Genomic DNA, 18,335 nt, shown 5'->3' on the forward strand with positions numbered 1-18,335 from the left:
CGTAGGAGAGACTGTGTCCATGACTCCTACGACGGAGACCACGGTCGGTATCGGCGGCGCCGCCGAGAGCACCGACATGGTGCTCAACATCGGACCGCAGCACCCGTCGACGCACGGTGTGCTGCGCCTGAGGCTCGTCCTGGACGGCGAGCGCATCACGCGCGCGGAGCCGGTGATCGGCTATATGCACCGCGGCGCGGAGAAGCTCTTCGAGGCGCGCGACTACCGGCAGATCATCGTGCTCGCCAACCGCCACGACTGGCTGTCGGCGTTCTCCAACGAGCTGGGCGTGGTCCTCGCCGTGGAGCGGATGCTCGGCATGGAGGTTCCCCAGCGGGCGGTGTGGACGCGGACCCTGCTGGCGGAGCTGAACCGGGTGCTCAACCACCTGATGTTCCTCGGGTCGTACCCGTTGGAGCTCGGCGGCATCACCCCGGTGTTCTACGCGTTCCGGGAGCGCGAGACGCTCCAGAACGTGATGGAGGAGGTCTCCGGCGGGCGCATGCACTACATGTTCAACCGGGTGGGCGGCCTCAAGGAGGACCTGCCGGCCGGATGGACCGCACGCGCGCGTGCCGCCGTCGCCGCCGTCCGCTCCCGCATGGACGTCTTCGACGACCTGGTGCTCGGCAACGAGATCTTCCGGGGGCGCACCCGGGGCGTGGGCCACCTCGCCCCGGAGATCGTGCACGCCTACGGCGTGAGCGGCCCCCTCGCGCGCGCCTCCGGGGTCGACTTCGACCTGCGGCGCGACGAGCCGTACCTGGCGTACGGCGAGCTCCAGGACGTGCTGGAGGTGGTGACCCGCGAGGAGGGCGACTGCCTGGCCCGCTTCGAGTGCCTGCTCGCGCAGACCCACAACGCCCTGGACCTGGCCGACGCCTGCCTCGACCGGCTCGCCGAGCTCCCGCCGGGGCCGATCAACCAGCGGCTCCCCAAGGTCCTGAAGGCACCCGAGGGGCACACGTACGCGTGGACCGAGAACCCGCTCGGCATCAACGGCTACTACCTGGTCAGCAAGGGCGAGAAGACCCCGTACCGGCTGAAGCTGCGCTCGGCCTCGTACAACAACATCCAGGCGCTGACGGAGCTGTTGCCGGGGACGCTGGTGGCGGACATGGTGGCGATCCTGGGGTCAATGTTCTTCGTGGTCGGCGACATCGACAAGTAGGTCGAGCCCGTCCGGGAGGCCGACCGGCTGGAGCAGCCAGCCGAAGCCGCCGAGCCCGTCCGGCGCGGTCAGCTCGGCGGCCTCGGAGGCGCCCGCGAGGGCGCGCACGTACGCGGCGGGGTCCGTGGACGCGAGCGCGAGCGGGGGGCGCCGGCCGGCGACTCCCAGGGCGCGCAGCGCGTCCCGCTGCGTGACGACGCGCCCGCCGGGCAGCAGGCACGCGTCCAGGGCGACGTGCGCGGTGATGTCGCACGACCCGTCCGGGACGGGCGCGGTCTCCCGGCCCTCCCGGAACCCGGTGAGCGTGCCGAACGGCGGTCTGGCGTCCGCCGTGTGCGCGTAGTCCACGGCGACCGCGAGCCCCCGCTCGACGCAGGCGACGGCGGACGCCCACGCGGTGTCCCGGGGCAGCCCGATCTCCGCCCGCAGCCCCTCCTCGGCTGGCAGCGGCCACCACCGCGCCAGCCACTGCGCCTCGGCTCCGTCGACCGGCTCCCCGAGCCGCTCTGTGCCGTCCTCGCGGACCAGTACCCGCCGCGGCACGCCCGCGCCGTCCACCTCCGCGACGTCCACGGGCACGTTGTCCAGCCACTCGTTGGCGAACAGCAGCCCGGTGACACCCTGCGGCGGTTCGGCCCGCCACTCGATCCGGTGATCCAGGCCGTCGGGGCGGTCGGCGATCTCGACGGCGTACACGCGCGTGCGGGCGGCCACGTCCGCGGGCAGCGCGGCCAGCACGCCGGCGGCCAGTTCGCCCCGCCCGGCCGCCATGTCGACGAAGCCGAGCCGCGCCGGGCGCCCCAGCGCCGCGTCGACCCGGCACAGCAGCCGCGCCACGGCTCGCGCGAACAGCGGCGAGGCGTGCACGGACGTACGGAAGTGCCCGGCCGGGCCCTGTGGCCCGCGGTAGAAGCCGCCCGGCCCGTACAGAGCCGTCCGCGTCGCCGCGCGCCAGCCGCGCCACTCGTCCCTCGTCCCCGCTGTCACCGGCTCAGGCTACGTGGACGCAACCAACGAAACTCCACCTTGGGGAGTACACGCGCCCGACGCGGATCGGCCCTCCGGTTGACCCCTGCACCTATCCCGCTTCCCTACGCTGGGTTACGTGCAGCGCCTCTACGACTTCCTCCGCAGGCACCCGACGTGGGTCGACGGCTTCTGGGCCGTCGTCCTGTTCGGGATTTCGGTGCTCGGCGGAGCGGCCCAGGAGGAGGCCCGGCGAGCCGACCTCCCCGTCGCCGCGGTCCCGATCACGCTGCTGCTCTGCCTGGTCGTCGCGCTGCGCCGCCGTATGCCGGAGAAGATGCTGCTCCTCGCGGCCGGCACCGGCGTGGCGCAGCTGGTCACGGACGTCGCGGTCCTGCCCGCCGACTTCGCGCTGCTGGTGATCGTCTACACGGTGGCCGCGGAGGGCGCCCGCTGGCCCTCCCGGTTCGCCCTGGCCGGCGGTCTGGCCGCGGCCCCGCTGGCGCAGTTGCGCTGGCCGAACGACCAGACGGGCACCGCCGGCAACATCGCCCTGACGGTGTTGCAGACCGTGCCCTTCGCCCTCGCCTGGGTGCTCGGTGACTCGATCCGTACCCGCCGCGCCTATTTCGCGCAGCTGGAGGAGCGTGCCGCCCGGCTGGAGAAGGAACGCGAGGCGCAGGCCAAGGTGGCGGTCGCGGCCGAACGGGCCCGGATCGCACGCGAGTTGCACGACGTCGTCGCGCACAACGTCTCCGTGATGGTCGTGCAGGCCGACGGCGCCGCCTACGTCCTCGACTCCTCGCCCGACCAGGCGAAGAAGGCCCTGGAGACCATCTCCTCCACCGGCCGCCAGGCCCTCGCCGAGATGCGCCGCCTGCTCGGCGTGCTGCGCACCGGCGAACACCAGGAGGCCGGGGAGTACGTGCCGCAGCCCGACGTCCAGCAGATCGAGGAACTCGTGGAGCAGTGCCGGGGGTCGGGCCTGCCCGTCGACTTCAGGGTCGAGGGCACCCCGCGCCCGCTGCCCAGCGGCGTCGAGCTCACCGCGTACCGCATCGTGCAGGAGGCGCTGACCAACACCCGCAAGCACGGCGGGCCCAACGCGGGCGCGAGCGTGCGCCTGGTCTACTTCGACGACGGGCTCGGCCTGCTCGTGGAGGACGACGGCAAGGGTGCCCCGCACGAGCTGTACGAGGAGGGCGGCTTCGACGGCCAGGGCCACGGCCTGATCGGCATGCGCGAACGGGTCGGTATGGTCGGCGGCACCCTGGACGCCGGACCGCGCCCGGGCGGAGGATTCCGCATCAGCGCCCTGCTCCCGCTCAAACCGGCGCACTGACGCCACCGCACGCCCCCTGGTGACACCTGTAACTGCCGGTAACACCGCATGACCGGCTCGATGCCCGCTCGACACCCCGCAGACCGGCTCGCCGGTGACGGAAACGGAAGAGGACCCGATGACGATCCGCGTGATGCTCGTCGACGACCAGGTGCTGCTGCGCACCGGGTTCCGGATGGTGCTCGCCGCCCAGCCGGACATGGAGGTCGTGGCGGAGGCGGGCGACGGCGTCGAGGCCCTCCAGGTGCTGCGCTCGACCGCCGTCGACGTGGTGCTGATGGACGTCCGCATGCCCAAGCTGGACGGGGTGGAGGCGACCCGCCGGATCTGCGCGGACCCCGACGCGCCGAAGGTGCTGATCCTGACCACCTTCGACCTCGACGAGTACGCCTTCTCCGCCCTCAAGGCGGGCGCGTCCGGCTTCATGCTCAAGGACGTGCCGCCCGGTGAGCTGCTGGCCGCGATCCGGGCCGTGCACAGCGGTGACGCGGTGGTCGCGCCCTCCACCACGCGCCGGCTGCTGGACCGCTTCGCGCCGATGCTGCCGGGCACGGGCCAGCAGCCCCAGCACAAGGAGCTGGAGCGGCTCACCGACCGCGAGCGGGAGGTCATGGTGCTGGTCGCGCAGGGCCTGTCCAACGGGGAGATCGCGGCCCGGCTCGTCCTGTCCGAGGCGACCGTCAAGACGCACGTGGGCCGGATCCTGACCAAGCTGGGCCTCAGGGACCGCGTCCAGGTGGTGGTCCTGGCGTACGAGACGGGCCTGGTGCGGGCCGGCGGACACGGCTGACGGGCGGGCTTGGGCGGCCCCGGGCGGCCGGGTCCGGCGTGGTTCGTCGGCGGGCAGGGCCGCCGGGTGGCATCGGGCGGCCTGGGGCCGGCGCGGTCCGTCCGTGCAACGGCCGGCGGGTGGGGTTCGGCAGCCTCAGTGCGTGCCCACCGGCGGTCCGGCGTGGTCGTGGCGATCGCCGGGCCCGGATGCGGGCCGGCAGGCCGGCCCAGGGGCCTCGGGTGGCATCGGGCGGCTTGTGTCCGGCGCGGGTCGTCCGCGCGCGAGGGGCCGGCGGGTGCGCATCGGCAGCCTCAGTTCCGTGCCCACCGGCGGTCCCGCGTGGTCGTCGCGGAACGCCCGGCCCGGGTGCGGGTCCGGCAGGCGCCGGCCCGGTGGCCGGACCCCCGCCCGCGCTCTACCGGCTGACCTCCTCGGTCAGCCGCGCGACGAACTCGGCGACCGCGCTCCGCACGTCCTCGGCCGTCCACTCCAGACCCTCTGCCCGGACGGACACCTCGGTGCGGGCCAGGCCCGGGCCCGTGGCATCCCAGGCCTGGCCGAACAGGACGGTCCCCGTCTCCTCGGCCGTGCGGACCGCGGCCTCCATGAGGACGTCCGCGTCGTACGGCAGCCAGACCTGGAACTCATGGGTGTGCGGCACCTGGGGGTGGACGCGTGCCCACGGCAGCCCGGCCGCAGCGAAGCCCTCGCGCAGCGCGGCGGCCACCACGCGCGCGTGCCGCACGTACCCCGGCAGCCGGGGCAGCTCGTGCTCCAGCCCGACCAGCGCCGACAGGGCCGTGGGGAACTGCTGGAAGACCGTGCCGCCGTACCGGTGCCGCCAGGCCCGGGCCTCCTCCACCAGCGTCCTCGGACCGGCGAGGGCCGCACCGCCGAAGCCGTCGAGGGTCTTGTAGAACGACACGTAGACGCTGTCCGCCAGGCCCGCGATCTCGTCCAGGGAGCGGCCGAAGTGGACGGTGCACTCCCACAGCCGGGCCCCGTCGAGGTGCACCACCGCGTCCCGCTCCCGGGCGGCCTCCACCACCTCGGTCAGCTCCTGCCAGGAGGGCAGGACGAAACCGGCGTCCCTGAGCGGGAGTTCCAGCATCAGCGTCCCGAAGGGCTCCTCGAAGTCGCGCACTTCGGCGGCGGTCGGCAGCCGGGGCTCGCTCGTCACCCGCACCGGGCGCAGGCCGCTGACCTGACCGAAGGCGTGCCGTTCGTGCACCTCCGGGTGGCTGAGCGCGTGCAGGGCGACGGCCGTGCCGCCGGTGCGGCCCGCCCAGCAGCGCAGGGCCACCTGCTGGGCCATCGTGCCCGTCGGGAAGAACGCGGCGGCCTCCGTGCCCAGCAGCCCCGCGACCTTCTCCTCAAGGGCCTCGACGACGCCGTCGCCGTACACGTCGGACCGCTCGTCCAGGTCGTACACCCCGCTCGCCGCGTCGAGCAGCGCCAGGCGTTCCCGGAGCGTCTTGTGGAAGCCGAAGCGTGAGAACACCCGCCGTGCTTCCCGGTGGGCGGCCAGGCGCCGCTCACGCAGCCGGCCGCGCCGCTCCTCGTCCGACAGCCGCCCGCCGGTCCCGTCCCGCTCCGCCGTATCGCTCATGCCGGGGATCATCCCGCGCCCGGGTCCACGCGGACATGTGGTTTTCCGTACGACGGCCCGTACCCGGACGATGTGCGTCAACCCACAGCCTGTGGACAACCGGACGCCCCCCGAACCGATCGCGTTAACATGACGAGAAATCGTCCGGTACCCGGAGCGGACTGGAACGGGAAGGCCGCCGTCGCGTGAACACAACCCCACAGCCAGACCCCAAGGACCGCCCCGCGCGGCTCACCGTCGGCGTCGTCGGCGCCGGTCGCGTGGGACCCGCACTGGCCGCGTCCCTCCAGCTCGCCGGACACCGCCCGGTCGCCGTCTCGGGGGTGTCGGACGCCTCCAGGCGGCGTGCCGCCCAACTGCTCCCCGGTGTACCGCTGGTCACGCCCGCCGACGTCCTTCAGCGCGCCGAACTGGTGCTGCTGACCGTGCCGGACGACGCCCTGCCCGGCCTCGTCGCCGGACTCGCCGAGACCGGTGCCGTCCGGCCGGGGCAGCTGCTCGTGCACACCTCCGGCCGCTACGGCGCGAAGGTGCTGGACCCGGCCCTGCGCGCCGGTGCGCTGCCGCTGGCCCTGCACCCGGCGATGACGTTCACCGGCACGCCCGTCGACGTGCAGCGGCTGGCCGGCTGTTCCTTCGGCGTCACCGCACCCGAGGAGCTGCGGCTGGCCGCCGAGGCCCTCGTCATCGAGATGGGCGGCGAGCCCGAGTGGATCGCCGAGGAGAACCGCCCGCTCTACCACGCGGCGCTCGCGCTCGGCGCCAACCATCTGGTCAGCCTCGTCGCCCAGTCACTGGAGCTGCTGCGCACGGCCGGTGTCGAGGCCCCCGACCGGATGCTCGGCCCGCTGCTCGGCGCCGCCCTGGACAACGCCCTGCGCTCCGGCGACGCGGCCCTCACCGGCCCGGTCGCGCGCGGCGACGCGGGCACGGTCGCCGCGCACGTCGCCGAGCTGCGTCGGCACGCCCCGCAGGCCCTCGGCGGCTACCTGGCGATGGCCCGCGCCACCGCCGACCGGGCGCTCGCCCACGGACTGCTCAAGCCGGAGCTCGCCGAGGACCTCCTCGGGGTACTCGCCAACGGGACGACCGGGACCGACGGCAGCGGGGGAGAAGCCGGATGAGCGGCCCCGAACGGCGGGGCACGGGCCGCCGGACCACCGCCACACCCCTGCGGCCCGCCCGTCCCAGCCGTACGACGACGCGCGTGCCCCAGAACGGAGACGCCCGATGACCACCACCCTGCTGCGCACCGCCGACGAACTGCGCGTACGCACGCGTGCGGGCCGCCGCGCCGTCGTGATGACCATGGGCGCCCTGCACGAGGGCCACGCCACGCTGATCCGCACCGCGCGCGACATCGCCGGTGAGGACGGCCAGGTCGTCGTCACCGTCTTCGTCAACCCGCTCCAGTTCGGCCAGGGCGAGGACCTAGACCGTTACCCGCGCACCCTGGACGCCGACATCAAGATCGCCGACCAGTCGGGCGCGGACGTGGTGTTCGCCCCGTCCGTGGAGGAGGTCTACCCGGGCGGCGAGCCGCAGGTCCGCATCAGCGCCGGGCCCATGGGCGGGCGGCTGGAGGGCGCCTCGCGCCCCGGCCACTTCGACGGCATGCTCACCGTCGTCGCCAAGCTGCTCCACCTCACCCGCCCCGACGTGGCGCTGTACGGCCAGAAGGACGCCCAGCAGCTCGCCCTGATCCGCCGCATGGTGCGCGATCTGAACTTCGGCGTGGAGATCGTGGGCGTGCCGACCGTGCGGGAGGACGACGGTCTGGCCCTGTCCAGCCGCAACCGCTACCTCTCGCCCCAGGAGCGGCGCACCGCCCTCGCCCTGTCGCAGGCGCTGTTCGCGGGCCGCGACCGGCACGCCGCGCAGGAGGCGCTGCGCGCCCGCGCCCGCGAGGTGCCCGCCACGCACGCGCGTGCCGAGGCACTCAGCGCCATAGGGGAGTCCCGCGCGGCGGCCGACGCCCACGCCGTCGCCACGGCCCTGCCGGGTGCCGCGGCGGCCGTGCTCGTCGCGGCCCGCGCGGTCCTCGACGAGGCCGCCCGCCTCGACCCGCCCCTCGAACTGGACTACCTCGCGCTGGTCGACCCGTCCGACTTCACCGAGATCGGGGACGACTTCACCGGCGAGGCGGTCCTCGCCGTCGCCGCCCGGGTCGGGACGACCCGGCTGATCGACAACATCCCCCTCACCTTCGGAGCCGCCTCGTGACCAGCACAGGCATACGACTGCACGCGCCCGCGCCCGGGTGGTCCATCTCCGCGGACGTGGTGGTCGTCGGCTCCGGCGTCGCCGGTCTCACCGCGGCCCTGCGCTGCGAGGCCGCCGGCCTGCACACCGTCGTCGTCACCAAGGCCCGCCTCGACGACGGCTCCACCCGCTGGGCCCAGGGCGGCATCGCCGCCGCCCTCGGCGAGGGCGACACCCCCGAACAGCACCTGGACGACACGCTGGTGGCGGGCGCCGGCCTGTGCGACGAGGAAGCGGTCCGCATCCTCGTCACCGAGGGCCCCGACGCCGTACGCCGCCTGATCGAGACCGGCGCCCAGTTCGACGAGTCCTCCGAGGGCGGCCTGGAACTCACCCGCGAGGGCGGCCACCACCGCCGCCGCATCGCCCACGCAGGCGGCGACGCCACCGGCGCCGAGATCTCCCGCGCCCTCGTCGAGGCGGTACGCGCGCGTGGCGTGCGCACGATCGAGAACGCGCTGGTCCTGGACCTCCTCACGGACGCCGACGGCGGCACCGCCGGCGTCACCTTGCACGTCATGGGCGAGGGCCAGCACGACGGCGTCGGAGCGGTCCACGCGCCCGCCGTGGTCCTCGCCACCGGCGGTATGGGCCAGGTCTACTCCGCGACCACCAATCCGTCGGTCTCCACGGGCGACGGCGTCGCCCTGGCGCTGCGCGCGGGCGCCGAGGTCAGCGACCTGGAGTTCGTCCAGTTCCACCCCACCGTGCTGTTCCTCGGCCCGGACGCGGAGGGCCAGCAGCCCCTGGTCTCCGAGGCGGTGCGCGGCGAGGGCGCCCACCTGGTGGACGCCGACGGCGTGCGCTTCATGCTCGGACAGCACGAACTGGCCGAACTCGCGCCCCGGGACATCGTCGCCAAGGGCATCATGCGCCGCATGCAGCAGCAGGACGCCGAGCACATGTACCTCGACGCCCGCCACTTCGGCGCCGAGATGTGGGAGCACCGCTTCCCGACGATCCTCGCCGCCTGCCGTGCCCACGGCATCGACCCGGTCACCGACCCCATCCCGGTCGCCCCGGCCGCCCACTACGCCTCCGGCGGCGTCCGCACCGACTCCCACGGCCGGACGACCGTCGCCGGCCTGTACGCGTGCGGCGAGGTCGCCTGCACCGGCGTGCACGGCGCCAACCGCCTCGCCTCCAACTCCCTGCTGGAGGGCCTGGTCTACGCCGAGCGCATCGCCGCGGACATCGCGGCGAGCAGGACCGGAAACGCCCTCCACGCGCGCGTGCCCCGGCCCCTGCCGTACCCGGAGACGCCCGAGCACCCCCTGCTCACGCCGGAGGCCCGCTTCACGATCCAGCGGATCATGACGCAGGGCGCCGGCGTGCTGCGCTCGGCCGAGTCCCTCGGCAAGGCCGCCGACCAGCTCCAGCAGCTGCACACCGACGCCCGCGACGCCCTCGCGGAGAACGGCAAGACGGCCGAGCCGGGCGTCGACACCTGGGAGGCCACCAACCTCCTGTGCGTGGCCCGCGTCCTGGTCGCCGCCGCGCGGCTGCGCGAGGAGACGCGGGGCTGCCACTGGCGCATGGACCACGCCGAGCGCGACGACGCGGCATGGCGCCGCCACATCGTCGTACGGCTGAACCCCGACCGGACCCTGGCCGTGCACACCACCGACACCGCAGACTTCCCCCCGACCCGGCAGCAGCCACAGGAGCAGTGACAGACGTGACCACCCCCGACCTCCCCCTCGCCTCGTCCCAAGGCTGCGGCGACGACTGCGCCTGCGGTGCCGACGAGACCTACCTGGAGTGCGGCCTCGACCCCGCGCTCGCCCAGCTCCTGGCCGACGCCGGTCTCGACCCCGTGGAGGTGGAGGACATCGCCAACGTGGCCGTCCAGGAGGACCTGGCCCACGGCGTCGACGTGACCACGGTCGCCACGATCCCCGAGGACGCCGTGGCCACGGCCGACTTCACGGCGCGCGAGGCGGGCGTGGCGGCAGGCCTCAGGGTCGCCGAAGCGGTGCTCTCCGTGGTCTGCGAGGACGAACTGACCGTCGAGCGCCACGTGGAGGACGGCGACCGCGTGGAGGCGGGCCAGAAACTCCTCTCCGTCACCACCCGCACCCGTGACCTGCTCACCGCCGAGCGCAGCGCGCTCAACATCCTGTGCCGCCTGTCGGGCATCGCGACCGCCACGCGCGCGTGGGCCAACGCCCTGGAGGGCACCAAGGCCAAGGTCCGCGACACCCGCAAGACCACGCCGGGCCTGCGGTCCCTGGAGAAGTTCGCGGTCCGCTGCGGCGGCGGCGTCAACCACCGCATGTCCCTCTCGGACGCGGCCCTGGTCAAGGACAACCACGTGGTCGCCGCAGGCGGCGTCGCCCAGGCCTTCAAGGCGGTCCGGGAACGCTTCCCCGACGTCCCCATCGAGGTCGAGGTCGACACGCTGCACCAGCTGCGCGAGGTCGTGGACGCCGGCGCAGACCTGATCCTCCTCGACAACTTCACCCCGGCCGAGTGCGAGGAGGCCGTCGCGATCGTCGACGGCCGCGCGAAGCTGGAGGCCTCGGGCCGCCTGACGCTGGACAACGCCCGGGCGTACGCGGACACGGGCGTCGACTACCTGGCGGTCGGAGCCCTCACGCACTCCGCTCCCATCCTGGACATCGGCCTGGACCTGCGAGCGGCGGAGTAGGGGAGCGGGGACCGGCCATGCTGCTGACGATCGACGTAGGAAACACCCACACCGTCCTGGGCCTGTTCGACGGGGAGGAGATCGTCGAACACTGGCGCATCTCCACGGACGCGCGCCGCACGGCCGACGAGATGGCCGTCCTGCTCCAGGGCCTGATGGGCATGCACCCCCTCCTGGGCGACGACCTGGGCGACGGCATCGACGGCATCGCCATCTGCGCGACCGTCCCCTCCGTCCTGCACGAACTGCGCGAGGTGACCCGCCGCTACTACGGCGACGTCCCCGCGGTGCTCGTGGAGCCCGGCGTGAAGACGGGCGTCCCGATCCTCACCGACAACCCCAAGGAGGTCGGCGCGGACCGCATCATCAACGCGGTGGCGGCGGTCGACCTGTACGGCGGCCCGGCCATCGTCGTCGACTTCGGCACGGCGACGACGTTCGACGCGGTCAGCGCGCGGGGGGAGTACGTCGGCGGCGTCATCGCCCCCGGCATCGAGATCTCCGTCGAGGCACTCGGCGTCAAGGGCGCCCAGCTCCGCAAGATCGAGGTGGCCCGCCCGCGCAGCGTCATCGGCAAGAACACCGTGGAGGCGATGCAGGCGGGCATCGTCTACGGTTTCGCCGGCCAGGTCGACGGGGTCGTCAACCGCATGGCCCGCGAACTGGCCGACGACCCGGACGACGTCACCGTGATCGCGACGGGCGGGCTGGCGCCGATGGTCCTGGGCGAGTCGTCGGTCATCGACGAACACGAGCCGTGGCTGACGCTGATCGGCCTGCGGCTGGTGTACGAGCGGAACGTGTCACGGATGTGACTGCTCGGCCTTTGCGGCCGGGGCAGGCGGGGCGCGCGGTCCGGCGCGACGGCGTGCCGCCCGCCCGCAGGTGCGCTGCCCCCACCTCCACCTGAGTGGCAGCCCCGCGCCACACCCGCCCCCTATGCGGAATTTGTCTGATTAGCGCGTATCGTCGCCGCATGCCCACGCCCTACGGATCCCGCGGCGGCATGGCGTTCGGCGCGGAGGAGCTGCGCGTGCTCCGCCGCGCCCTCGCCCTCGCCCTACACCCCACACCCGCCTCGGCCAACGACGTCCAGGACTGCCTCCGCCTCGCCGAGTCGCTCGACGAGGCGATGCGCGAGGGTGCCCGCCTGCGTGCCTTCCTCGTGGCCGACCTCGGCCGGTACCGCGCCGCACTCCCCGGCACCGCCGCCGGCTACCTCACGCTGCTGGAAGAGGCCCTGGGCGCCGGCTACCTCCCGAACGCCGACGACCTCGCCGCCCTCCGGGCCCTGCGCGGCAACCCCGTCGCGGAGGCCCTCCTGAACCGGTGCAGGCCCCTCGCCGAGCAGGACGTACGCACCCGCCTCACCGGCCGCACGGCCCCGAACCCGGCCCGCACGGCGGATTCCACCCTCCCGACCGTCCCCGCCTCCCGCACCCGCCTCCTGGCCCTCCCCGGAGGCCTGTCCGCCGGCCGCCCCGAGGCCGCCCGGGGCTCCGCCGAGGACGAGGACGCCCAGAAGAAACCCGCCGAGAAACCGGCCCCCAAGCCCGCCCCCGCCGCGCCGAGCCCCGCGCCTTCCCCCACCCCCGCGCCCGGCACTCCGAAGCCCGGCCGCCCCATCCCCACCCCGGGCGAGGTCTTCCCGCGCCGCAAACCGGCCCCGCCCCCGGCCGGCCACCAGCAGCTCGCCGCCGGCTGAGGGCGTCCGACGCCCGCCGGCGACGAGCGCCGCCCACCGCACCCGCCGCCCCCGGCCCAGCGGCCCACCACCCCGTGGCTACTCTGGATCCATGGACTACGTCTCCGCGCTGCTGCCCCCGGCCGTCATGGCCGTCTTCTTCATCGGCGTGATCCGCGTGATCGTGAAGACCCAGGGCGGCGCCAACAAGGCCAAGGAGGACGCGGCCGTCGACGCCGCCATCGCGCGCGCGAACGGCGCCCGCCAGACCTCTCCCGGGACGAACACCGACGCCTGAGCCTTCCCGCCGACGGCGCCGGCACCGGCGTACGACTCCACCGCGCGCACCCCGCGCTTCCGAGTCGTACGCCCTTTTTGTGCCTGTTCGCCCGCGAAAGGTACTGTCCGGCACGCCATTGCCGAGTTCTCCCACTATTGTTCTGAGGTGTGCCTCGCCCATTGGGAGAACTCGAAGACGCGGTCATGACGCGGGTGTGGAAGTGGAACCGCCCGGTGACCGTTCGAGAAGTCCTGGAAGATCTTCAGAAGGAACGGTCGATCGCGTACACCACGGTGATGACCGTTTTGGACAATCTCCATCAGAAGGGCTGGGTGCGCCGCGAGGCGGAAGGCCGGGCCTATCGATATGAGGCGGTCTCCACACGAGCCGCCTACGCCGCTGCGCTGATGAACGACGCCTGGTCCCAGAGCGACAACCCCGCCGCCGCTCTCGTCGCCTTCTTCGGGATGATGAGCGAGGAACAGCGACATGCTCTGCGAGATGCCGTACGCATCGTCCAGGGGCCGGAAACCGCGGAACCCCCCGAACCCGCTCCGCCGCGGGAACCGTCGGAACACCGGGAACGCACAGAACCCGGCGAACCCCGTGAGCCGAACGAACACGGCGAGCCGAAGGAACGCCGCGAGGAGAAGGAACCCGGCGAGGACAACCCCGGCGCCGCAGAGGGCGGTGCCGGGCGATAGCGTCCGCTCATGTCCGCGAAGAGCCCCGAAGCCACCACAAAAGCCATCACCGTCCGACGGGCCCGCACCAGCGATGTGCCGGCCGTGCGCCACCTGCTCGACGCCTACGTCCGCGACGGCATCCTGCTCGACAAAGCCACGGTGACGCTTTACGAGGACATCCAGGAGTTCTGGGTCGCGGAACGGGACGACAACGCCGAGGTCGTCGGCTGCGGCGCCCTGCACGTGATGTGGGAAGACCTCGCGGAAGTCCGCACGCTCGCCGTGAAGCCGGGCCTGAAGGGCGCGGGGGTCGGCCACCAGTTGCTGGAGAAGTTGCTGCAGACCGCCCGCTGGCTCGGCGTTCGCCGTGTTTTCTGTCTGACCTTCGAAGTGGAGTTCTTCGGCAAGCACGGCTTCGTGGAGATCGGCGAGACGCCCGTCGACACCGATGTCTACGCGGAGCTGCTGCGTTCCTATGACGAGGGCGTCGCGGAGTTCCTCGGTCTCGAACGGGTGAAACCGAACACCTTGGGCAACAGCCGGATGCTTCTGCATCTGTGATCGCCGGGCACCGTCAAGGCCCGCCCCGGGTTCGTCACGACATATTCCGCGCCGCGCCCCATGCCCGGGTGCCCTATGTCCGAAACGCGTACGTTTCCGGACGAGGGGAGGGGCGCCGGTCTCTGCCGAGGGTTTGTGTTTTTCCGGCAAAAGCGGTTTGCTTTCCGACGTACTGCAGTACTGCATATAACAGGGGACGGCGATACGGCGGACGCCGGCACACCCCCGGCCCTCAAGTTATCGATGAAAGGAAATCCGGTGGCACAGAAGGTTCAGGTCCTTCTTGTCGACGACCTCGACGGCGGCGAGGCGGACGAGACCGTGACGTTCGCGTTGGACGGCAAGACGTACGAGATCGACCTCACCACCGCCAACGCGGACAAGCTCCGCGGCCTTCTCGAGCCTTACGTGAAGAGCGGTCGTCGTACCGGAGGCCGCGCTTCGGGCGGACGCGGAAAGGCGCGTTCCGCTGCCGGCGGCAGCCAGGACACCGCGGCCATCCGCGCCTGGGCGAAGGAGAACGGATACGAGGTCAACGACCGCGGCCGTGTCCCCGCGTCCATCCGCGAGGCGTACGAGAAGGCCAACGGCTGATCGGCGGCGGGACCTCGAGGGCAGCCCTGAAAGGGACGTCCTCGGGACATCAGGCACGCGCGGCCTGTGAACAGGCCGGCGGCTGGGCGCAGGCGCGCCTCAGCCGGATCCGGTGGCACTGTGTCGCCACCGTGTCCACGAGCCGTACGAGATCGGGGGCGTTTCCACCGCCCCCCATGGCCGACAGCGTCGGCAGCGAGGACTCGACCTCGCATCCCGGCTCCGGGGGCCGCAGCCACACGGCGGCCCCCCGCGCGCCTCGGCGGTCCAGGGGAAGCGGCCGCCTCGCGGCGGGGACGGGCGTGGGGGGCGAGGGCGCGTCCATCAGGCCGCCCGCGCCGATCGCCACCAGATCGAGCGCCACCGCCCCCCACTCCAGCCAGTCCAGCAGCCCGGGCAGCTCCTCGGCGGTGCCCGCGGCCACCAGCAGCCGCATGCGGTCGCCCTGCAGGGCCACCGGGCACCCCGGCGCCAGGCGCCGCAGAGCCCCGTATCCGGCTTCGGCCGGCACGTCCAGCACGTCGAACCGCACTCCCACGACGAGCCGCGCGGGCACCCCGGGCACGGCAGGCCAGCCCAACGCCCTCTCGTACCACCGCCACGCCTGCTCGCTCACCCACCCACCGGTCCGGGGCCCCGCCTGACCGCTCACGCCGTCGGCCACCCCGTACGTCCGCCGGGCACCGGCCCCTGCGTCCGCCCCGTCCGTCCACCGCCCGCCCGCCCCAACGACCATGCCAAGTGCAACCGCCGGAAGCGCGTGCCGGTTACGCTGGGTGGTGTTGTGGATGCACATAGTTCCGAAACGGGGGGCGCGAGGGGGTGTGCCGTGGCGCAAGGTTGTTCGCCCGTAGCGGAGCCCGCGGGGGCGCTCGGCATGGACTGTCGGTCCGTACGGGTAAGACATGCCTAGTGGGAGGGGGCGACACGCAGGACAGGCCGTCTCACGTTCGCCATCGGCGTACTGGCGAGAGGGGTATCTGCCTGGCCTGCGGGAACATCGTCTCGCACCATCGGGTTGGAGCAGATGTCGGCGTTCGGGGTCAGGAGGCCAAGGACGGTGTCGGCAGTTGGAATGAGCGGTCCCCGCTCGCGGGACTAAGCTGCGGAAGGACAGGGAGGGGAAGTTCCCCCCACTGCCTGACCGCTCTGAGGAGCGATTAACGATGTTCGAGAGGTTCACCGACCGCGCGCGGCGGGTTGTCGTCCTGGCTCAGGAAGAGGCCCGGATGCTCAACCACAACTACATCGGCACCGAGCACATCCTCCTGGGCCTGATCCACGAGGGTGAGGGTGTCGCCGCCAAGGCCCTTGAGAGCCTCGGGATTTCGCTCGAGGCGGTCCGCCAGCAGGTGGAGGAGATCATCGGCCAGGGGCAGCAGGCGCCCTCGGGTCACATTCCCTTCACCCCCCGTGCCAAGAAGGTCCTGGAGCTGTCCCTGCGCGAGGCGCTGCAGCTCGGCCACAACTACATCGGCACGGAGCACATCCTGCTCGGCCTGATCCGCGAGGGCGAGGGCGTCGCCGCCCAGGTCCTCGTGAAGCTGGGCGCAGACCTCAACCGCGTGCGGCAGCAGGTGATCCAGCTGCTCTCCGGTTACCAGGGCAAGGAGACCGCCGCCGCCGGTGGTCCTGCCGAGGGCACGCCCTCCACGTCCCTGGTCCTCGACCAGTTCGGCCGGAACCTCACCCAGGCCGCTCGTGAGTCCAAGCTCGACCCGGTGATCGGGCGCGAGAAGGAGATCGAGCGGGTCATGCAGGTGCTGTCCCGCCGTACCAAGAACAACCCGGTCCTGATCGGTGAGCCCGGCGTCGGCAAGACCGCCGTCGTCGAGGGCCTCGCGCAGGCCATCGTCAAGGGCGAGGTGCCCGAGACCCTCAAGGACAAGCACCTCTACACCCTGGACCTCGGCGCGCTGGTCGCCGGCTCCCGCTACCGCGGTGACTTCGAGGAGCGCCTGAAGAAGGTGCTCAAGGAGATCCGCACCCGCGGCGACATCATCCTGTTCATCGACGAGCTGCACACGCTGGTCGGTGCGGGTGCCGCCGAGGGCGCCATCGACGCGGCGAGCATCCTCAAGCCGATGCTGGCCCGCGGTGAGCTGCAGACCATCGGTGCGACCACGCTGGACGAGTACCGCAAGCACCTGGAGAAGGACGCGGCCCTGGAGCGCCGCTTCCAGCCGATCCAGGTCGCGGAGCCGTCCCTGCCGCACACCATCGAGATCCTCAAGGGCCTGCGGGACCGCTACGAGGCGCACCACCGCGTCTCCATCACCGACGAGGCGCTGGTCCAGGCCGCCACCCTGGCCGACCGGTACATCTCGGACCGCTTCCTGCCGGACAAGGCGATCGACCTGATCGACGAGGCCGGCTCCCGGATGCGTATCCGCCGGATGACCGCGCCGCCGGACCTGCGCGAGTTCGACGAGAAGATCGCCGCGGTCCGCCGGGACAAGGAGTCCGCGATCGACTCGCAGGACTTCGAGAAGGCCGCCTCCCTGCGCGACAAGGAGAAGCAGCTCCTGGCCGCCAAGGCCAAGCGGGAGAAGGAGTGGAAGGCCGGCGACATGGACGTCGTCGCCGAGGTCGACGGCGAGCTGATCGCCGAGGTCCTCGCCACGGCCACCGGCATCCCGGTCTTCAAGCTGACCGAGGAGGAGTCCAGCCGCCTGCTCCGCATGGAGGACGAGCTCCACAAGCGGGTCATCGGCCAGGACGACGCCGTCAAGGCGCTGTCGAAGGCGATCCGCCGTACGCGTGCCGGTCTGAAGGACCCGAAGCGTCCGGGTGGCTCGTTCATCTTCGCCGGCCCGTCCGGTGTCGGTAAGACCGAGCTGTCCAAGGCGCTCGCCGAGTTCCTCTTCGGTGACGAGGACGCGCTGATCTCCCTCGACATGTCGGAGTTCAGCGAGAAGCACACGGTGTCGCGTCTCTTCGGTTCGCCCCCCGGCTACGTGGGCTACGAAGAGGGCGGCCAGCTGACCGAGAAGGTCCGCCGCAAGCCGTTCTCCGTCGTCCTCTTCGACGAGGTCGAGAAGGCACACCCGGACATCTTCAACTCGCTGCTGCAGATCCTGGAGGACGGCCGCCTGACCGACTCCCAGGGCCGGGTCGTGGACTTCAAGAACACGGTCATCATCATGACGACCAACCTCGGTACCCGGGACATCTCCAAGGGCTTCAACCTGGGCTTCGCGGCCAGTGGTGACACGAAGACCAACTACGAGCGCATGAAGAACAAGGTGTCGGACGAGCTCAAGCAGCACTTCCGGCCCGAGTTCCTCAACCGCGTCGACGACGTGGTCGTCTTCCCGCAGCTGACGCAGAACGACATCCTCCGGATCGTCGACCTGATGATCGGCAAGGTGGACGAGCGCCTGAAGGACCGGGACATGGGCATCGAGCTCTCCCAGTCCGCCAAGGAGCTGCTCGCGAAGAAGGGCTACGACCCCGTGCTCGGTGCGCGCCCGCTGCGCCGCACCATCCAGCGCGAGATCGAGGACTCCCTCTCCGAGAAGATCCTCTTCGGCGAGCTGCGCCCCGGCCACATCGTGGTCGTGGACACCGAGGGCGAGGGCGAGACCAAGAAGTTCACCTTCCGGGGTGAGGAGAAGTCGGCACTGCCGGACGTCCCGCCGATCGAGCAGGCGGCCGGTGGAACCGGACCGAACCTGAGCAAGGAGTAGGCGTCGCCGGCAGGCGTCACGCCGATCAGAAAGGGGCCGGTGCCTTCGGGCACCGGCCCCTTTCCGTGC

At 72.4% G+C, this 18,335-nt stretch carries 17 protein-coding genes; 14 read left to right on the forward strand and 3 right to left on the reverse strand.

Annotated features, from left to right (window positions below; all coding sequences use genetic code 11):
- Window positions 1–19: 19 nt before the first annotated feature.
- Entirely contained in the window at window positions 20–1,171 is a 1,152-nt protein-coding gene (locus ACFPZJ_RS11155) for an NADH-quinone oxidoreductase subunit D (RefSeq protein WP_381020029.1), read from the forward strand.
- Here the strand turns inward: ACFPZJ_RS11155 and ACFPZJ_RS11160 are convergent.
- Complete coding sequence (locus tag ACFPZJ_RS11160) at window positions 1,136–2,158, reverse strand: SAM-dependent methyltransferase (RefSeq protein WP_381020031.1); 1,023 nt, start codon at window positions 2,156–2,158, stop codon at window positions 1,136–1,138. The two genes, ACFPZJ_RS11155 and ACFPZJ_RS11160, sit on opposite strands and share 36 nt — an antisense overlap.
- Window positions 2,159–2,276: 118 nt before the next feature.
- Between ACFPZJ_RS11160 and ACFPZJ_RS11165 the strand changes: the two genes are divergently transcribed.
- Both ACFPZJ_RS11165 and ACFPZJ_RS11170 read left to right on the forward strand, forming a co-directional pair.
- Window positions 2,277–3,479, forward strand: coding sequence for a sensor histidine kinase (locus ACFPZJ_RS11165; protein ID WP_381020033.1), 1,203 nt, complete (start codon window positions 2,277–2,279; stop codon window positions 3,477–3,479).
- Window positions 3,480–3,597: 118 nt separating this feature from the next.
- The gene (locus ACFPZJ_RS11170) at window positions 3,598–4,269 is read left to right on the forward strand and encodes a response regulator transcription factor (RefSeq protein WP_381020035.1); all 672 of its coding nucleotides are present in this window, start codon (window positions 3,598–3,600) and stop codon (window positions 4,267–4,269) included.
- 397 nt (window positions 4,270–4,666) lie between these two features.
- Here the strand turns inward: ACFPZJ_RS11170 and ACFPZJ_RS11175 are convergent, their stop codons facing one another.
- Entirely contained in the window at window positions 4,667–5,872 is a 1,206-nt protein-coding gene (locus ACFPZJ_RS11175; protein WP_381020037.1) for a threonine aldolase family protein, read from the reverse strand.
- A 173-nt stretch (window positions 5,873–6,045) separates the two neighbouring features.
- Here ACFPZJ_RS11175 and ACFPZJ_RS11180 point away from each other — a divergent pair, with 173 nt between their 5' ends.
- The 10 genes from ACFPZJ_RS11180 to ACFPZJ_RS11225 all read left to right on the forward strand — a co-directional run bounded on the left by ACFPZJ_RS11180 (window position 6,046) and on the right by ACFPZJ_RS11225 (window position 14,577).
- Window positions 6,046–6,984 carry a Rossmann-like and DUF2520 domain-containing protein gene (locus ACFPZJ_RS11180; protein WP_381020039.1) on the forward strand — a complete coding sequence of 313 codons (939 nt, stop codon included), beginning with the start codon at window positions 6,046–6,048 and terminating at the stop codon, window positions 6,982–6,984.
- A 106-nt stretch (window positions 6,985–7,090) separates the two neighbouring features.
- Window positions 7,091–8,083, forward strand: a complete 993-nt coding sequence (gene panC, locus ACFPZJ_RS11185; protein WP_381020041.1) for a pantoate--beta-alanine ligase — start codon at window positions 7,091–7,093, stop codon at window positions 8,081–8,083.
- Window positions 8,080–9,795 (forward strand): L-aspartate oxidase, encoded by a 1,716-nt coding sequence (locus ACFPZJ_RS11190; RefSeq protein ID WP_381020043.1) that lies wholly within the window; start codon window positions 8,080–8,082, stop codon window positions 9,793–9,795. Before panC ends, ACFPZJ_RS11190 begins: the two co-directional genes overlap by 4 nt.
- Before the next feature lie 5 nt (window positions 9,796–9,800).
- A complete protein-coding gene (gene nadC, locus ACFPZJ_RS11195) occupies window positions 9,801–10,772 on the forward strand; it encodes a carboxylating nicotinate-nucleotide diphosphorylase (RefSeq protein WP_381020045.1) in 972 nt (323 codons plus the stop codon).
- Between the two features lie 17 nt (window positions 10,773–10,789).
- Window positions 10,790–11,587 carry a type III pantothenate kinase gene (locus ACFPZJ_RS11200; protein ID WP_381020046.1) on the forward strand — a complete coding sequence of 266 codons (798 nt, stop codon included), beginning with the start codon at window positions 10,790–10,792 and terminating at the stop codon, window positions 11,585–11,587.
- Window positions 11,588–11,778: 191 nt separating this feature from the next.
- Window positions 11,779–12,477: a hypothetical protein gene (locus tag ACFPZJ_RS11205; RefSeq protein ID WP_381020184.1), complete on the forward strand. Its 699-nt coding sequence runs from the start codon at window positions 11,779–11,781 to the stop codon at window positions 12,475–12,477.
- 91 nt (window positions 12,478–12,568) lie between these two features.
- Window positions 12,569–12,754 (forward strand): hypothetical protein, encoded by a 186-nt coding sequence (locus ACFPZJ_RS11210; protein WP_381020048.1) that lies wholly within the window; start codon window positions 12,569–12,571, stop codon window positions 12,752–12,754.
- Window positions 12,755–12,939: 185 nt separating this feature from the next.
- Window positions 12,940–13,440 carry a BlaI/MecI/CopY family transcriptional regulator gene (locus ACFPZJ_RS11215; protein WP_381020186.1) on the forward strand — a complete coding sequence of 167 codons (501 nt, stop codon included), beginning with the start codon at window positions 12,940–12,942 and terminating at the stop codon, window positions 13,438–13,440.
- Window positions 13,441–13,449: 9 nt separating this feature from the next.
- Window positions 13,450–13,983 carry an amino-acid N-acetyltransferase gene (locus ACFPZJ_RS11220; protein ID WP_381020049.1) on the forward strand — a complete coding sequence of 178 codons (534 nt, stop codon included), beginning with the start codon at window positions 13,450–13,452 and terminating at the stop codon, window positions 13,981–13,983.
- Window positions 13,984–14,241: 258 nt separating this feature from the next.
- The gene (locus tag ACFPZJ_RS11225) at window positions 14,242–14,577 is read left to right on the forward strand and encodes a histone-like nucleoid-structuring protein Lsr2 (protein WP_381020050.1); all 336 of its coding nucleotides are present in this window, start codon (window positions 14,242–14,244) and stop codon (window positions 14,575–14,577) included.
- A 49-nt stretch (window positions 14,578–14,626) separates the two neighbouring features.
- Here the strand turns inward: ACFPZJ_RS11225 and ACFPZJ_RS11230 are convergent, their stop codons facing one another.
- On the reverse strand, window positions 14,627–15,313 hold the full coding sequence (locus ACFPZJ_RS11230) for an SCO3374 family protein (RefSeq protein WP_381020052.1): 687 nt from the start codon (window positions 15,311–15,313) through the stop codon (window positions 14,627–14,629).
- A gap of 430 nt (window positions 15,314–15,743) precedes the next feature.
- Here ACFPZJ_RS11230 and ACFPZJ_RS11235 point away from each other — a divergent pair, with 430 nt between their 5' ends.
- A complete protein-coding gene (locus ACFPZJ_RS11235) occupies window positions 15,744–18,266 on the forward strand; it encodes an ATP-dependent Clp protease ATP-binding subunit (protein ID WP_381020054.1) in 2,523 nt (840 codons plus the stop codon).
- The last annotated feature ends 69 nt before the right edge of the window (window positions 18,267–18,335 follow it).

The organism is Streptomyces bullii (assembly GCF_042657145.1).
Taxonomy (GTDB): Bacteria; Actinomycetota; Actinomycetes; order Streptomycetales; family Streptomycetaceae; genus Streptomyces; species Streptomyces bullii.

Coding starts and splice junctions, on each gene's coding strand:
- ACFPZJ_RS11205 (WP_381020184.1), top strand. CDS start 11,779: ATGGCGTTCGGCGCGGAGGAGCTGCGCGTGCTCCGCCGCGCCCTCGCC.
- ACFPZJ_RS11210 (WP_381020048.1), top strand. CDS start 12,569: ATGGACTACGTCTCCGCGCTGCTGCCCCCGGCCGTCATGGCCGTCTTC.
- panC (WP_381020041.1), top strand. CDS start 7,091: ATGACCACCACCCTGCTGCGCACCGCCGACGAACTGCGCGTACGCACG.
- ACFPZJ_RS11155 (WP_381020029.1), top strand. CDS start 20: ATGACTCCTACGACGGAGACCACGGTCGGTATCGGCGGCGCCGCCGAG.
- ACFPZJ_RS11200 (WP_381020046.1), top strand. CDS start 10,790: ATGCTGCTGACGATCGACGTAGGAAACACCCACACCGTCCTGGGCCTG.
- ACFPZJ_RS11235 (WP_381020054.1), top strand. CDS start 15,744: ATGTTCGAGAGGTTCACCGACCGCGCGCGGCGGGTTGTCGTCCTGGCT.
- ACFPZJ_RS11230 (WP_381020052.1), bottom strand. CDS start 15,313: ATGGTCGTTGGGGCGGGCGGGCGGTGGACGGACGGGGCGGACGCAGGG.
- ACFPZJ_RS11220 (WP_381020049.1), top strand. CDS start 13,450: ATGTCCGCGAAGAGCCCCGAAGCCACCACAAAAGCCATCACCGTCCGA.
- ACFPZJ_RS11215 (WP_381020186.1), top strand. CDS start 12,940: ATGACGCGGGTGTGGAAGTGGAACCGCCCGGTGACCGTTCGAGAAGTC.
- ACFPZJ_RS11175 (WP_381020037.1), bottom strand. CDS start 5,872: ATGATCCCCGGCATGAGCGATACGGCGGAGCGGGACGGGACCGGCGGG.
- ACFPZJ_RS11170 (WP_381020035.1), top strand. CDS start 3,598: ATGACGATCCGCGTGATGCTCGTCGACGACCAGGTGCTGCTGCGCACC.